Genomic DNA, 14,567 nt, shown 5'->3' with positions numbered 1-14,567 from the left:
CCACCTGCTCGTGGTGGGGCGCCGGCACGGGTCCGGGTGCGGCGGAGGGGTTCAGACCGCGCTCTTCTTGAGGCGGCGGCGTTCGCGCTCGGACAGGCCGCCCCAGATGCCGAACCGCTCGTCGTTGGCGAGGGCGTACTCCAGGCACTCGGCCCGGACCTCGCACGCCAGGCAGACCTTCTTGGCCTCCCGGGTGGAGCCGCCCTTCTCGGGGAAGAAGGACTCGGGGTCGGTCTGGGCGCACAACGCGCGCTCCTGCCAGCCGAGTTCCTCTTCGTCTTCCTCGATGCCCTCACCGATCAACAGCTCAAAGAGCTCGCTCATACTGGCGCGCCTCCTCTGCCCCTCTTGGCGTCCCCGTGGTGTTGCCGTTGCCGGTGCGGCGGAACGACACGAGAGAAATTACAGTTGCGTCACTCTGGCCTAGTCAAGCCGGGCTCTGGTATTGGGCCAAGGATTCACTCCCCGGAACCAAGCCACTACGAATAGTGTACATATCCGGACAACCCGGACATCGAGCCTGGCCCCTGACCAGCCATCAGGCCGTACTGCCGCTCCCGACCGGAAGGTCCGGGGCGATCTCAGGGCGTCCCTTCCCGCGGTTTTTAGCTTCGAAACCTTAATGGGCGCTTATCACCCCATCCGGTGGTTCAAAGCCGATGTGACCCGAATGTCCGTCAGCTCGCCTTGACACTGGAGGGTCCGTTGCGGTCTGCTTGCCCGCATGTCAGAGTTCCCGGCCACCTCCGCCGACCGGCGCCGTCAGGCGCTCCTCGGCGCTGCCGCGAACTCCTCGTGTTGTCGCCGCTGTCTCCGCTGTATCTAGGCGCTCGCGTCCCACCGCGCGCCGCCCCGGAACAGAGGCCGACCGCGCGACAGTCCTCCACTGAACGTTCTCGCGGCCCCGGCTGATCCCATCCGCAGCCGAACCCGAGGACGTCACCGTGCGAATGCCCCGCCTCCGCAAGCGCAACCGCGACCGCAAGCGCTTTTCCGCACCCCCCTCCGTGCTCGCCCCGCTCCCCGCGCCCCGCTGGACCGACGGCCTGAGCGACGTGTCCATCGCGGGCGACCCGATGGCCTTCCCGCACCTGGCCCGCACCGACCTGCCCGCGCACCCCACCACGCTCGGCGGCTACGCCCGGCTGGTCCGCGAGATCGCCGCCGACCGGGCCCGCTGGGAGCCGCTGGTCCGCTACGACGCGCTGACCCGCTGGTACGCCCGGCTGGAGACCGGCCCCGGCTACGAGGTCTGGCTGCTGAGCTGGCTGCCCGGCCAGTCCAGCGGCTTCCACGACCACGGCCGCTCCTCCGGCGTGATGACCGTCCTGGAGGGTGAGCTCACCGAACGCTCGCTGACGGCCGGCGGCGAGGGTTCGCGCGCGCTGGTCCCCGGCCGGCTGCGGGTGTTCTCCACGGGCCACCTGCACGAGATGGTCAACGCCTCGCTGGAGCCCGCGGTCTCCGTCCACCTCTACACGCCCGGCCTGGTCGAGATGAACCAGTACCCGGCCGGCACCGCGCAGGAGGCCGCGGAGGGCGCCGCCGCCGACCCGGGGCGTCACCGGGTGCACTGACGCGCTGGCAGGATGAAACCATGCGAATCACTGCGTTGGCGGGCGGGATCGGCGGAGCCAGGTTCCTGCGCGGGCTGCGGGCGGCCCTCACCCCCGAGGACCGGATCACCGTGATCGGGAACACCGGGGACGACATCCACCTCTACGGCCTGAAGGTCTGCCCCGACCTGGACACCGTGATGTACACCCTCGGCGGCGGCATCCACGAGGAACAGGGCTGGGGCCGCACCGACGAGACCTGGTCGATCAAGGAGGAGATGAAGGCGTACGGGGTCGGGCCCGAGTGGTTCGGGCTCGGCGACCGGGACTTCGCCACCCACATCGTGCGCACCCGGATGCTGGCCGCCGGGTACCCGCTGTCCGCCGTCACCGAGGCGCTGTGCGACCGCTGGCAGCCCGGCGTGCGGCTGCTGCCGATGAGCGACGACCGGGTCGAGACCCACGTCCGGATCACCGACGCGGACGGGCCCCGGGTGGTGCACTTCCAGGAGTACTGGGTGCGGCTGCACGCCGCCGTCCCGGCCGAGGCGATCGTGCCGGTCGGCGCCGAGAGCGCGAAGCCCGCGCCCGGCGTGCTGGAGGCGATCGCCGAGGCCGACCTCGTCCTGCTGCCGCCGTCCAACCCGGTGGTCTCGATCGGCACCATCCTCGCCGTGCCCGGCATCCGGGAGGCGGTCGCCGCCGCGGGCGCCCCCGTGGTCGGCCTCTCCCCCATCGTCGGCGGTGCGCCGGTGCGCGGCATGGCCGACAAGGTGCTGGCCGCCGTCGGGGTGGAGACCAGCGCGGCGGCCGTCGCCCGGCACTACGGCGCGCGCCGGGACGGCGGGCTGCTGGACGGCTGGCTGGTGGACACCTCGGACGCCGCCTCGGTCGACGAGGTGGCCGCCGCCGGGATCGCCTGCCGGGCCGTCCCGCTGCTGATGGGCTCCGTCGAGGCCACCGCCGAGATGGCGCGCGCCGCGCTGGCGCTGGCCGCGGAGGTCGCGAAGTGAGCGGGGGCGCGGACTCGGGCGTGAGCGCCGGGGCGTCGGCACTGTCGGTGCTGCCGGTCCGCGGGCTGCCGGAGGTCGCGGCCGGCGACGACCTGGCCGAACTGATCGCCAAGGCGGGCGAGTTCGCGGACGGCGACGTCGTGGTGGTCACCTCCAAGGTGGTCTCCAAGGCCGAGGGTCGGCTGGTGCGCGCCGACGACCGGGAAGCCGCGATCGACGCCGAGACCGTCCGGGTGGTGGCCCGGCGCGGCCGGACCCGGATCGTCGAGAACCGCAACGGCCTGGTGATGGCCGCGGCCGGCGTCGACGCGTCCAACACGGCGCCCGGCACGGTCCTGCTGCTGCCGGTCGACCCCGACGCCTCGGCCCGGCGACTGCGCTCCCGGCTGCAGGAGCTGACGGGCCGGCGGCTGGCCGTGCTGATCACCGACACCTTCGGCCGGCCCTGGCGCAACGGCCTCACCGACGTGGCGATCGGCGCCGCCGGGCTGCCCGTCCTGGAGGACCACCGCGGGCGTTTCGACAGCCACGGCAACGAGCTGCGGCTGACCGTCACCGCCACCGCCGACGAGCTCGCCGCCGCCGCCGACCTGGTCAAGGGCAAGGCCACCGGCACCCCGGTGGCGGTCGTCCGCGGCCTGGACGGGCTGGTCACCGCGGACGACGGGGAGGGCGCCCGCGGGCTGGTCCGCCCCGCCGGGCAGGACATGTTCCGCCTCGGCACCTCCGAGGCCGTCCGCGAGGCGGTCACCCTGCGGCGCACGGTGCGCGCCTTCACCGACGAACCCGTCGACGGCGGCGCGGTGCGGCGGGCCGTCGCCGCCGCGGTCACCGCCCCCGCCCCGCACCACACCACCCCCTGGCGGTTCGTCCTGCTGGAGACCCCGGAGGCCAGGACCGGGCTGCTGGACGCGATGCTCGCCGCCTGGCAGCGGGACCTGCGGGAGCTCGACGGCTGGACCGAGGAGCGGATCGCCCGGCGCACCGCCCGGGGCGAAGTGCTGCGCGGCGCACCGTACTTGATCGTTCCGTGCCTGGCCATGGACGGCTCCCACGACTACCCCGACGAGCGGCGGGCCGCCGCCGAGCGGGAGATGTTCGTGGTGGCGATCGGCGCCGCCGTGCAGAACCTGCTGGTCGCGCTCGCCGGCGAGGGCTACGGCTCGGCGTGGGTGTCCTCGACGATGTTCTGCCGCGACACCGTCCGCGAGTCGCTGGACCTCCCGGCGGGCTGGGACCCGATGGGCGCGGTCGCCGTGGGCCGGGCGGCGCAGGGGCCGGGGGAACGCCAGGCGCGGGACGCGGAGTCCTTCCTGACGGTGCGGTAGGGGCACCCAGGGGCCCGGGGAACGGCGGGGGCGCGGCCGCCGCGGTGCCCTCCCGGCGTCTCACCGGTTCCGGTGGTCGTTGGGGGTGAGGCGGGGGCCGTACTTCGGAGGACGGGCCCCGGTGAGGGGGAGGATGCGGCAGAGGCGGTGGCGGTGGGGGCGGTAGGGCTCCAGCAGGGCGAGCATCTGGGCGTCGTCGCTGCGGGGCCGGCCGGCCAGCGCCCAGCCGACGGTGTTGGGGAGGTGGAAGTCCCCGACGGAGACGGCGTCGGCGTCGCCGTTGCTGCGCTGGAGGGTCTCCGCGGCCGTCCAGGGGCCGATGCCGGGGACGGCGGTGAGGCGGGCGAAGGCGTCCGCCGGGGCCATCGCGGCGGCCTGCTCGAGGCGGGCGGCGAGGCGGGCCGCGCGCACGACGGTGGCGGAGCGCTTGGGGTCGACGCCGGCCCGGTGCCAGGCCCAGCTGGGGACGAGGGTCCATTCGCGGGCGGTGGGGACGACCCGCATGCCGAGGTCGGCGGCCGGGCCGGGGGCCGGGGTGCCGTGGTCGCGGAGCAGGGCGCGCCAGGCCCGGTAGGCCTCCGTGGTGGTGACCTTCTGCTCCAGGATCACCGGGACCAGGGATTCCATCACCAGGCCGGTGCGGGTCAACCGGAGCCCCGGGCAGGAGCGTTGGGCCTCGCGGAGCGGCCCGGGGGGCAGCACGAGCCCGGCCGGGTCGTCGTGCGCGCCGAGCATCGCCGGGAGCTGTTCCAGCAGCCAGCCGGCGCCGGGCCCCCAGGCGGTGGCGTCGATCCCGTCGGCGCGCTGGAGGATCCGCAGGGTGCCGGGCCCGTCGGGGGTGCGGGAGGCGCGCCAGACGGCGCCGTCGGGGGTGCGCTGGAAGGCGGGGTCGCCGGCGCCGTGCTGGAGCGGGAAGAGGGTGCGTCCCAGGTCGAGCGGGTAGCCGGGCCGCCACTGTCGGGTCTGGGCGGACATCGGTACATCCTCGGAAGTCGGGGGCGGGACCCCGGGGCTCGGGCACGGGGCAGGGTGAGCGTAACGCGGCGCGGTGTCGCGACGCGGCGGGCCGAACGGGCGGGCACCCTCCCGTCCGGCGGGGCGCAGGACGTAGGCTGGACCGCACCATGACTGCGCCTTTCGCTGCCGACGCCCGCACCCCCGCCGAGCTGCTGCAGGCCTTCCTGCGCCCGGGGTCCGCCGCCGACCCGTCCCGCCCGTTGGTGACCTTCTACGACGACTCGACCGGGGAACGGGTGGAGTTGTCGGCGAAGACGTTCGACAACTGGGTGGCGAAGACGGCCAACCTGCTGCAGGACGAGTTGAACGCCGCACCGGACGACCGGGCGGCGCTGCTGCTGCCGGCGCACTGGCAGAGCGCGGTGTGGCTGCTGGCCTGCTGGTCGGTGGGCGTGGTGGCGGTGCCGCAGGGCGAGCCGGAGGGCGCCGACCTGGTGGTCTCGGGCCCGGACGGGCTGGCGGCCGCGCAGGCGTGCCCGGGCGAGCGGGTGGCGCTGGCGCTGCGCCCGCTGGGCGGCCGGTTCCCGCAGCGGCCGGACGGGTTCCTGGACTACGCGGCGGAGGTGCCCGGGCAGGGCGACCGGTTCGCCCCGTACTCGCCGGTGGACCCGCAGGCGGTGGCGCTGGAGACGCTGGTGGACGGGCTGCCGCTGAAGCTGACCGGCGAGCAGGCGGTGGCGCTGGCCCGGGAGGGCGCGGCCCGGCTGGGCCTGGACAGCGGCAGCCGGGTGCTCTCGACGCTGTCGTTCGACGACTGGACGGGCCTGGAGGCGGGCCTGCTGGCGCCGCTGGCGGCCGGGGCGTCGGTCGTCCTGTGCCGCAACTCCGGGAAGTTGACGGAGGATCAGTGGCGGAGCCGGATCGAATCCGAACGGGTGACTCTGCGTCTGGGTTGACGACCGGGGCCCACCGGGACGGGTAGTCCTGGGGCGATGGCAGTGGAGTGCGGCGGCGGCGCGCTCCGCCCGGCGGATCGGACCGGGCGGGGAGCGCCGCCGCCGTTTTCCACCCTTCCGCCGGGTGACGGGTATCACATGGTGGACGGTTGGGGCGTCAGGCTCGTTTAGGGTGTCCGGGATGAACAGCGGACACCGGAACCGGGGCGACTCGGCGGACTCGAACCCTCCCGGCGTCGACCCCGCCGACCAGTGGGTGCTCGACCCGGCCACCGGCGAGTTCCGGCTCGACCTGGACGCCGGCCGCCGGCCCGCCGCCGCGCGCCCCCGGTCCGCGCGCCGGGCCCCGGCCGAGGCCGCCGACGCCGACGCGCCGGCCCCCCGCGGCTCCCGGGCCGCCCGGGGCGGGAAGGGCGCGACCGCGGTGGCGGGCGGCCGGGCCGCCCGCCGCAAGGGCCGCTCGACCCGCGGCCGGCGGGCGCTGAAGTGGTCCGCGGGCACGCTGGGCCTGGTGCTGGTGGCGGGCTGCGGCGGCGCGTACTACGTGTACCAGCACTTCAACAACAACATCTCCTCGGTGAAGGTCGAGGTCGGTGACGACTCCGAGCGCCCGCAGGCGACCGACGCGCTGAACATCCTGGTGATCGGCACCGACAGCCGGGTCGGCCTGGGCCGCGAGTACGGCGACGAGGGCTCGACCGGGCACGCGGACACCACGCTGCTGTTCCACATCGCCAAGGACCGCTCCAACGCGACGGTGCTGTCCATCCCGCGCGACCTGATGGTGCAGATCCCGGACTGCAAGAGCGGCGACACGAGCATCCCCGGCGAGGCCAGGGCGATGTTCAACACCAGCCTGGGGCAGGACGGGCGCGACCCGGGCTGCACCTGGAAGACCGTGGAGAAGCTGACCGGCGTCCGGATCAACCACTTCATGATGGTCAACTTCGAAGCGGTGAAGACCCTTTCGACCGCGGTCGGCGGTGTCGAGGTGTGCGCCGCCACCGACATCGACGACCCGTACTCGCACCTGAAGATGTCCGCGGGCCGGCACGTGGTGCAGGGCGAGGAGGCGCTGGCCTTCGTCCGCACCCGGCACGCGGTGGGCTTCGGCGGCGACCTGACCCGCATCCCGCTGCAGCAGCAGTTCATCTCCTCGATGATCCGCAAGATGAAGAGCAGCGACACCCTGACCAGCCCCACCAAGCTGTGGGACCTGGCGGACGCCGCCACCAAGGCGCTCACCGTGGACGACGGGATCGGCAGCGTCAACAAGCTGAAGGACCTGGCGCTCGACATCTCCCGGGTCGACACCAAGAACATCACCTTCACCACGGTGCCGGTGATCGACGACCCGACGAACAACAACCACCTGGTGCTCAAGCCGAACGACGCCCAGCAGGTGTTCTCGATGATCGCCGCGGACCGCTCGCTGACCGGCGCCCCGGCGCCGAGCGCCGCCCCCGGGACGCCCCAGGCCCCGGCCTCCTCCGCCCCCGCCGCGCCCCAGGTGGACGCGGCCGGCGTGAAGGTCACCGTGCGCAACGGCAGCGGAACCCCCAAGCAGGCCACGAAGGCGGCCACCGCGCTCCAGGACAAGGGCTTCGAGCTGGCCGTCGCGGGCAACAACGCGGACGCGGCGGACACCAGCACGGTCTCCTACCCCGCCGGGCACGAGGACGAGGCGCAGGCGGTGGCCGCGGCCCTCGGACTGCCCGCGACGGCGGCGCAGGCGAGCAGCAGGCTCGGGGCCAAGGACGGCGTGGTGGTCGTGATCGGCAAGGACTTCACCGGCGCGGCCGGCACGCCCTCGCCGGCCCCGACCGAGGCGCCCAAGGACATCCAGCGGGTGCAGGCGGACGACACCAACGTCTGTGCGGCCAAGGGGAAGTGAGGGGCCCCTCCGCTCCCCGGCCCCGGGGTGCCCGCCCGCCCTGGCTAGGCGTCGCGGACGAGGGTGTCGGGGCCGGTCTCGGTGTAGCCCTCGCCGGTGCGGGGGCAGTGCCAGCGGCCGGGGCCGGCGGGGGTGAGCGGTTCGCCGGCCCGGCCGACCCATTTGATCCGGCGGGCGGGGACGCCGGCCACCAGGGCGTGGTCGGGGACGTCGCGGTGGACGACCGCGCCGGCGGCGACCAGGGCCCAGCGGCCGACGGTGACGCCGGCGACCAGGACGGCGCGGCCGCCGATCGAGCAGCCCTCGCGGAGGGTGACGCCGCGGGCGTGCCAGTCGTCGCCGCGCTTGAGCCTGCCGTCCGGGTCCACGGAGCGCGGGTAGAGGTCGTTGGTGAGGACGGCGGCGGGGCCGACGAAGACGCCGTCCTCCAGGACTGCGGGCTCGTACACCAGGGCGTGGTTCTGCAGCTTGACCCGGTCGCCGAGCCGGACGCCGGGGCCGACGTACGCGCCGCGGCCGATGATGCACTCGGCGCCGATCCGGGCGTCCTCGCGGATCTGGGCGAGGTGCCAGACGGTGCTGCCGGGGCCGATCTCGGCGCTCGGGTCGACGTCGGCGGTGGCCTCGATCCTGGGGGCGCTGCTCGTCATGGCGCGAGCCTAGTGCGCGGCGACGGCCCCCGTCCGGCGTTCCGGGGACCGTCCTCGACGGGGCGTCAGGCCGCGGTGGTGGGCTTCGGGTCGATCGGGGCGGGCGGGGTGGAGGCGATCACCTTGCGGGCCAGCTTGCGCGGGGAGGTGAGGAAGCCGAAGCCCCAGCTCATGTGCATGGTGGCGAGGGCCACCGGGAGCAGCAGCCGCGACTTCGCGGACAGGCCGGGGCTCTTCAGGCTGCCGAGGACGATCGCCAGCAGGTAGCCGGCCGGCAGGACGAGGAACGCCGGGTGCACCAGGACGCCGAGCAGCAGGCCGGCCAGCACGCCGAGCAGGGCGGCCGGCGGGGCCAGGTAGCGCAGGTTGACCGAGCCGCGGTGGTAGCGGGTGACGACCCGGCGCCAGCGGCCGTAGTCCTTGTACTGCTTGGCCAGGGCGCGCACGCTGGGCCGGGGACGGTAGGTGACCTTGAGCTGGGGGGTGAACCAGACCAGGCCGCCGGCCCGGCGGATGCGGTAGTTGAGCTCCCAGTCCTGGGCGCGGATGAACTCCTCGTTGTAGCCGCCCTGCCGCTCCAGCACCTCGCGGCGGAACACCCCGAGGTAGACGGTGTCGGCGGGGCCGGCCAGGCCGCCGGTGTGGAAGGCCGCGTTGCCGACGCCGACCTTGGAGGTCATCGCGGCGGCGACGGCGTGTTCCCAGTCGTTCTCGCCCTCGGCGTGCATGATGCCGCCGACGTTGGCGGCCTCCATCTCGTCGAGCAGGCGGACCGCCGTGGCGATGTAACCGGGCGTCAGCAGGCCGTGGCCGTCGACCCGGACCACCACGGGGTGGCGGCTGGCCCGGATCGCCGCGTTCAGGCCCGCCGGGGTGCGGCCGGTCGGGTTGGGGACGGTGCGCACCCGCGGGTCCTCGGCGGTGAGCGCGGCGGCGATCTCGTCGGTCCGGTCCGAGGACGGGCCCAGCGCGATCACCACCTCCAGTTCGCCGCCGTACTCCTGCTCCAGGATGCGGCGGACGGCGGTGCGCAGGTGTCGTTCCTCGTTGAGCACCGGCATGATCACGGAGACCGCCGGCAGCTCCTCAGCAGCCTTGGTGTTCATCGTGCCCGAGCGTACCGGCGCGGCACGGTGCCTGTCAGACGGGGTCCTCCCCCGTCCGGCGCGCCGTCCGGGCGGGCGCGGCCGGCCCGCCTACCATCCGGAAGATGCCTCAGCAGCGTCCGCCCGCACGCCTCTCCGCACCGGTCCAGCGGCGAGGTCCGGGCCGTCGGAGCCGGGGCCGCTGGGCGGCGGGCGTCCTGTCCTTCGCGGTCCTGGCCACCTCGTGCGGCGGGTGGGCGGTGCTGAACGGCGTCGGCTCCTCGCTCGACCGGGTGGACGCGATCGGCGGCGGCCCGGACCGCCCGGCCGACGACGGCGCCTCGACCTTCCTGGTGGTGGGCACCGACGAGCGCGAGGGCATCCCGGAGTCCACCCTGAAGGACGTGCTGCACGCGGGCGGCGAGTCCTGCCACTGCACCGACACGATGATGGTCGTGCAGCTGTCCGCGGACCGCGGCCGGGCCACCGTGGTGTCCGTCCCGCGCGACTCCTACGTGGACATCCCCGCGCACCAGGACCTCGCCACCGGGAAGCAGGTGGCCGCCTCCAAGGGCAAGATCAACGCGGCGTACGGGATGGGCGGGGCGCCGCTGGCGGTGCGCACCGTCGAGCAGAACACCGGGCTGCGGATCGACCACTACGTGGAGGTGGACTTCCTCGCCTTCGTCTCCACCGTGGACGCCCTGGGCGGTGTCGAGGTGTGCACCCCCAAGCCGCTCAAGGACGACTACTCGGGGCTGGACCTGCCGGCCGGCACCAGCCGGCTGGACGGCGCGGGGGCGCTGCGCTACGTCCGGGCCCGGCACGTGGACGGCTCCTCCGACCTGGGGCGGATGCACCGCCAGCAGAAGTTCCTGGCGCAGCTGCTGCACCGGGCGACCGCCGGGAACGCCCTGCTCGACCCGGCGAAGCTGACCGGGGTGCTGGACACCGTGCTGCATTCGGTCAAGGTCGACAAGGGGCTGGGCAACGCCGAACTGCTGGAGTTCGCGGGCCGGTTGAAGGACCTGTCGGCCTCGAACGCGGACTTCGCCACGGTGCCGCTGGCCCAGGTGGACCACCAGGTGGCGGGGTGGGGGTCGACCGTGCTGTGGGACGAGAAGGGCGCGGCGGCGCTGTTCGAGGCCGTCCGGGCCGGGCGGCCGCTCACCGTGGCCGGCGCCGGGGCTCCGGCGTCCACCGCTCCGCCGAGCGCCCCGCCCGTTGCCGGAACGGTTCCTCCGGGCGAGGTGCGGGTGCAGGTGCTCAACGGCGCGGGCGTCCAGGGCCTGGGCTTCCGGGTCGACGCGGAGCTGCGCAAGGCCGGGTTCGCCACCACCGGCACGCCGTCCAACGCGCCCGGCGGGACGTCCGCCGCCCGGACGGTGATCCGCTACGACCCGCGCTGGGACGAGTCGGTGAAGACCCTGGCCGCGGCGCTGCCGGACGCCGAACTCGAGTCCGTGCCGGGCCTGGGGTCGACCTTCCAGGTGGTCGCGGGCAGTGAGTACCGCTCCCCGGCGGGCGGGGCCTCCCCGAGCAGGGCGGCGAGTGCGACGCCGGCTGCCGCCGCTTCCGCTCCGGCGGTGGCCGGGGCGGAGAGCGGGACCGAGATCGGCTGTCCGGGCTGAGGGGCGTGCGGGGTGCCGTACCGCCCGGAGCGGCACGGGCCTTCGGCGGGCCCCGGCCCGGAGCGGCACGGACCCGCCGTTCCCCGGGCCCCGAGGGGGGCGGGAAACGGCGGGCGGTGACGGCCGGTCAGTCGGTGGCGATGGCGGCCAGCACGTTCATCCGGGCGGCGCGGAAGGCCGGGACGAGGGCGGCGGCCAGGCCGATGACCACGGATCCGACCAGGACGGTGAGCACGGTGCCGGTGGGGACGGTGAGGGTGGTCAGGCCGTTGTCGGCGAGCACGGAGCGGGCGGCGACGCCCCAGGAGAGGCCGAGCACGCTGCCGAGGACGGCGCCGAACAGGGCGATGACCACGGATTCGAGCCGGACCACCCGGCGCAGTTGGCGGCGGGAGAGGCCGATGGCGCGCAGCAGGCCGATCTCGCGGGTGCGCTCGATGACCGACAGGGCCAGCGTGTTGACCACGCCGAGGACGGCGACCACGATCGTCAGGCCGAGCAGGCCGTAGACCATGGACAGCAGCTGGTCGACCTGGGACTTGATCATGTCCTTGTAGCCGGCCTGGTCCTTGACCATCAGCTGCGGGTAGGGCTCCAGCGCCTTCTGCAGGCCGGCGAGCACGGCGCCCTTGTCGGCGCCGGCCGAGGCTCCGGCGAACAGCGTGCCGTCGCCGGGGAGCCGGCCGTTCAGGCCGGTGGAGACGGTGCTGGTGCCGGTGAAGAAGTTGCCGTCGAACAGCTGGTTGCCGGTCTTCAGGACGGCGGCGACCGGGATGGTCTGGGTGCGGCCCTCGCCGTAGGCGACGGCGATCCGGTCGCCGACCTGCAGGTGGTGCGCGTCGGCGAACTTCTGGTCGACCGAGAGGCCGCCGGTGAAGACGCCCTCGGCGGTGCCGGAGGCGACCGGCAGGCGGAAGTCCCGGGTGAAGTTCGAGTCGGCGGCGATCAGCTCGGTCTTGGTGCGGGCGCCGTCGGGGGTGGTGAGTTCGGCGGGCACCTCCTTCTGCCGGGTGATGTGGTCGACGCCGGGGGTGCGCTCGACCGCCTCGGCCGCCTCCGCCGGGATCGGGGAGCGGCCGCCGCCGACGATGTAGTCGGCGCCGACGGACTTGTCGATCTGGGCGGTGGCCGAGGAGACCATGGAGGAGGTGATCACGGAGGCGCCGACGACCACGGCCAGGCCGATCATCAGGGCGGCGGCGGTGGATCCGGTGCGGCGCGGGTTGCGCATCACGTTCCGCTGGGCGAGGCGGCCGGCCGGGCCGAACAGGGCGGACAGCGCGCCGCCGAGCAGCCGGAGCAGGCCGGAGACCAGCAGCGGGCCGAGCACCACGGCGCCGACCAGGGTGGCGAGCACGCCGAGGCCGATCAGCGACCCGCCGGTGGCGCCGGAGGAGGAGGCGGCGAGCACCAGGGCGGCGGCGCCGGCCACCGTGACCAGGCCGCCGACCGCGGTGCGGATCCGGTTGGCCCGGGGCTCGACCGGGGCGGCGTGGTCGAGCAGCGCGGCCATCGGGGTGATCCGGGAGGCGCGGCGGGCCGGGACGAACGCGGCGAGCAGCGTCACCAGCACGCCGACCGCGTACGAGACCGCCGGAACCGTCCAGGTGATCTCCAGCGAGGCGTCCAGGTTCATCCCGACGGCCTTCATCAGCTGGATCATGCCGAGCGCGAGGCCGAGCCCGGCGCCGATGCCCAGGGTGGAGCCGAGCACGCCGAGGAACAGGCCCTCGGTCAGCACCGAGCGGTTGACCTGGGAGCGGCTGCCGCCGATGGCGCGCAGCAGGCCGATCTCGCGGGTGCGCTGGGTGACCAGCATGGAGAAGGTGTTGACGATCAGGAAGCCGCCGACGCCGGCCGCGAGGACGGCGAAGCCGAGCATCGCGTACTTCATGAAGTCCAGGAAGGAGCCGACGTCGTCGGAGTTCTCCTTCTTCTGCTCGGCGGCGGTCTTGGCCTGGAAGCCGCCGCCGAGGTCGGCCAGGGCGGTGGCCTTCAGCTGCTCGTCGGTGCGGGTGCCGTCGCCGAAGACCTCGACCGAGGTGTACGCCTCGGTGCCGAGCAGCACCCGCTGGGCGGTGGCGGTGTCCAGGAAGGCGAGGGCGGCACCGGGGTTGGTGGTGCGGAAGGTGGCGATGCCGGAGACGGTGAAGTCGTGGTTGGCGTCGGTGATGATCCGGACCTTGGAGCCGAGGCCGAGGTGGGCCTTCTCCGCGGTGTCGGCGTCCAGCACCAGTTGGCCGTCGCCCTGCGGGGCGTGGCCGGAGGTGATGTCGACGGAGTTGCGCGGGGTGTCGGTCCAGTTGCCGGTGAGGGTGGGGGCGCCGCTGGTCGGGCCGATCACCTTGTTGGTGGCGGGGTCGACCAGCGTCGCGTCGGAGGTCATGACCTGGCCGAGGGCGGCCTTGACGCCGGGCTCGGCGGCGACCTTCGCCACCGTCCCCACCGGGATGGTGGGCACCCGGCCGGGGGCGCCGTCGGCGATCTCGTCCTCGGCCTTGGAGACCGACAGGTCGGAGGCGGTGGAGGCGAACAGCTTGTCGAAGGTGCTGGTGGCGGTGTTGTAGAAGACGAGGGTGCCGGACACGAAGGCGACCGAGAGCACCACGGCGAGCAGGGAGAGCACCAGGCGCCACTTGTGGGCGAAGAAGCTCCGCAGCGAGGTCTTGAGCAGCATGGTCGGGCCCCGTCTCAGCTGGTGCGCTTGCCGTCGAAACGGCGCATGCGGGTCAGGACGGAGTCGGCGGTCGGGTTGTGCATCTCGTCGACGATCGCGCCGTCGGCGAGGAACAGCACCCGGTCCGCGTGGCCGGCGGCGACCGGGTCGTGCGTCACCATCACGATGGTCTGGCCGAGTTCGTCGACGGAGCGGCGCAGGAAGCCGAGCACCTCGGCGCCGGAGCGGGAGTCGAGGTTGCCGGTGGGCTCGTCGCCGAAGATGATCTCGGGCCGGGCGGCCAGGGCGCGGGCCACCGCGACGCGCTGCTGCTGGCCGCCGGAGAGCTGGCCGGGGCGGTGCTTGAGCCGGCCGGACAGGCCGACGGTGTCGATCACCTGCTGCAGCCAGGCCTGGTCGGGCTTGCGGCCCGCGATGTCCATCGGCAGCGTGATGTTCTCCACCGCGTTCAGCGTGGGCAGCAGGTTGAAGGCCTGGAAGATGAAGCCGATCTTGTCCCGGCGCAGCTTGGTCAGCTGCTTGTCCTTCAGCCCGGTGATCTCGGTGTCGCCGATCCAGATCCGCCCCTCGGAGACGGTGTCCAGCCCGGCCAGGCAGTGCATCAGCGTCGACTTGCCGGACCCTGACGGGCCCATGATCGCGGTGAAGCGGCCGCGGTCGATGTCGACGTCGACCGCGTCCAGCGCCGTCACCCGGGTCTCCCCCGCGCCGTACGCCTTGGTGACCTGCCTGGCCCGGGCGGCGGCGCCGCCCCGCTCCGGCAGGGATGAGAGGTGAGCGGGGCTCGCTGCCGTGGTCACTGCATGCTCCTCGTGGTGGG

General features: G+C 74.1%; 12 protein-coding genes. 6 read left to right on the top strand and 6 right to left on the bottom strand.

The genetic code is table 11. The features are described from left to right. Positions 1-51: 51 nt before the first annotated feature. Positions 52-324, bottom strand: coding sequence for a WhiB family transcriptional regulator (locus tag OO48_RS20570; RefSeq protein WP_014136066.1), 273 nt, complete (start codon positions 322-324; stop codon positions 52-54). 752 nt (positions 325-1,076) lie between these two features. On the opposite strand from OO48_RS20570, the gene OO48_RS20565 reads away from it, so the two are divergent. Genes OO48_RS20565 through OO48_RS20555 form a run of 3 tightly spaced genes read left to right on the top strand, consistent with a single transcriptional unit; the run spans position 1,077 to position 3,897 of the window. Next, positions 1,077-1,577 carry a cysteine dioxygenase gene (locus tag OO48_RS20565; RefSeq protein ID WP_033218439.1) on the top strand — a complete coding sequence of 167 codons (501 nt, stop codon included), beginning with the start codon at positions 1,077-1,079 and terminating at the stop codon, positions 1,575-1,577. Positions 1,578-1,597: 20 nt separating this feature from the next. Then, the gene (gene cofD, locus OO48_RS20560) at positions 1,598-2,569 is read left to right on the top strand and encodes a 2-phospho-L-lactate transferase (RefSeq protein WP_033218398.1); all 972 of its coding nucleotides are present in this window, start codon (positions 1,598-1,600) and stop codon (positions 2,567-2,569) included. A gap of 20 nt (positions 2,570-2,589) precedes the next feature. Next, positions 2,590-3,897: a coenzyme F420-0:L-glutamate ligase gene (locus tag OO48_RS20555; protein WP_051732368.1), complete on the top strand. Its 1,308-nt coding sequence runs from the start codon at positions 2,590-2,592 to the stop codon at positions 3,895-3,897. A gap of 60 nt (positions 3,898-3,957) precedes the next feature. Here OO48_RS20555 and OO48_RS20550 read toward each other — a convergent pair whose 3' ends face one another. Beyond that, positions 3,958-4,872 carry a DNA-3-methyladenine glycosylase family protein gene (locus OO48_RS20550; RefSeq protein ID WP_051732365.1) on the bottom strand — a complete coding sequence of 305 codons (915 nt, stop codon included), beginning with the start codon at positions 4,870-4,872 and terminating at the stop codon, positions 3,958-3,960. A gap of 149 nt (positions 4,873-5,021) precedes the next feature. On the opposite strand from OO48_RS20550, the gene OO48_RS20545 reads away from it, so the two are divergent. After that, positions 5,022-5,810, top strand: a complete 789-nt coding sequence (locus OO48_RS20545) for a TIGR03089 family protein (protein ID WP_033218395.1) — start codon at positions 5,022-5,024, stop codon at positions 5,808-5,810. Between the two features lie 181 nt (positions 5,811-5,991). Continuing rightward, the gene (locus OO48_RS20540) at positions 5,992-7,704 is read left to right on the top strand and encodes an LCP family protein (protein ID WP_033218393.1); all 1,713 of its coding nucleotides are present in this window, start codon (positions 5,992-5,994) and stop codon (positions 7,702-7,704) included. 44 nt (positions 7,705-7,748) lie between these two features. Here the strand turns inward: OO48_RS20540 and OO48_RS20535 are convergent, their stop codons facing one another. Continuing rightward, positions 7,749-8,354, bottom strand: a complete 606-nt coding sequence (locus tag OO48_RS20535; protein ID WP_033218392.1) for an acyltransferase — start codon at positions 8,352-8,354, stop codon at positions 7,749-7,751. A 65-nt stretch (positions 8,355-8,419) separates the two neighbouring features. Beyond that, positions 8,420-9,460 carry a glycosyltransferase family 2 protein gene (locus OO48_RS20530; protein ID WP_033218389.1) on the bottom strand — a complete coding sequence of 347 codons (1,041 nt, stop codon included), beginning with the start codon at positions 9,458-9,460 and terminating at the stop codon, positions 8,420-8,422. Between the two features lie 104 nt (positions 9,461-9,564). Between OO48_RS20530 and OO48_RS20525 the strand changes: the two genes are divergently transcribed. Further along, a complete protein-coding gene (locus OO48_RS20525; protein ID WP_063830710.1) occupies positions 9,565-11,070 on the top strand; it encodes an LCP family protein in 1,506 nt (501 codons plus the stop codon). Positions 11,071-11,197: 127 nt separating this feature from the next. Here OO48_RS20525 and OO48_RS20520 read toward each other — a convergent pair whose 3' ends face one another. Continuing rightward, positions 11,198-13,747: an ABC transporter permease gene (locus tag OO48_RS20520; protein WP_033218386.1), complete on the bottom strand. Its 2,550-nt coding sequence runs from the start codon at positions 13,745-13,747 to the stop codon at positions 11,198-11,200. 14 nt (positions 13,748-13,761) lie between these two features. Then, a complete protein-coding gene (locus tag OO48_RS20515) occupies positions 13,762-14,547 on the bottom strand; it encodes an ABC transporter ATP-binding protein (protein ID WP_245194728.1) in 786 nt (261 codons plus the stop codon). Positions 14,548-14,567: the final 20 nt, after the last annotated feature.

The organism is Kitasatospora phosalacinea (genome assembly GCF_000716545.1).
Classification (GTDB): Bacteria; Actinomycetota; Actinomycetes; order Streptomycetales; family Streptomycetaceae; genus Kitasatospora; species Kitasatospora phosalacinea.
This window is presented reverse-complemented; position numbering and strand designations above follow the sequence as displayed.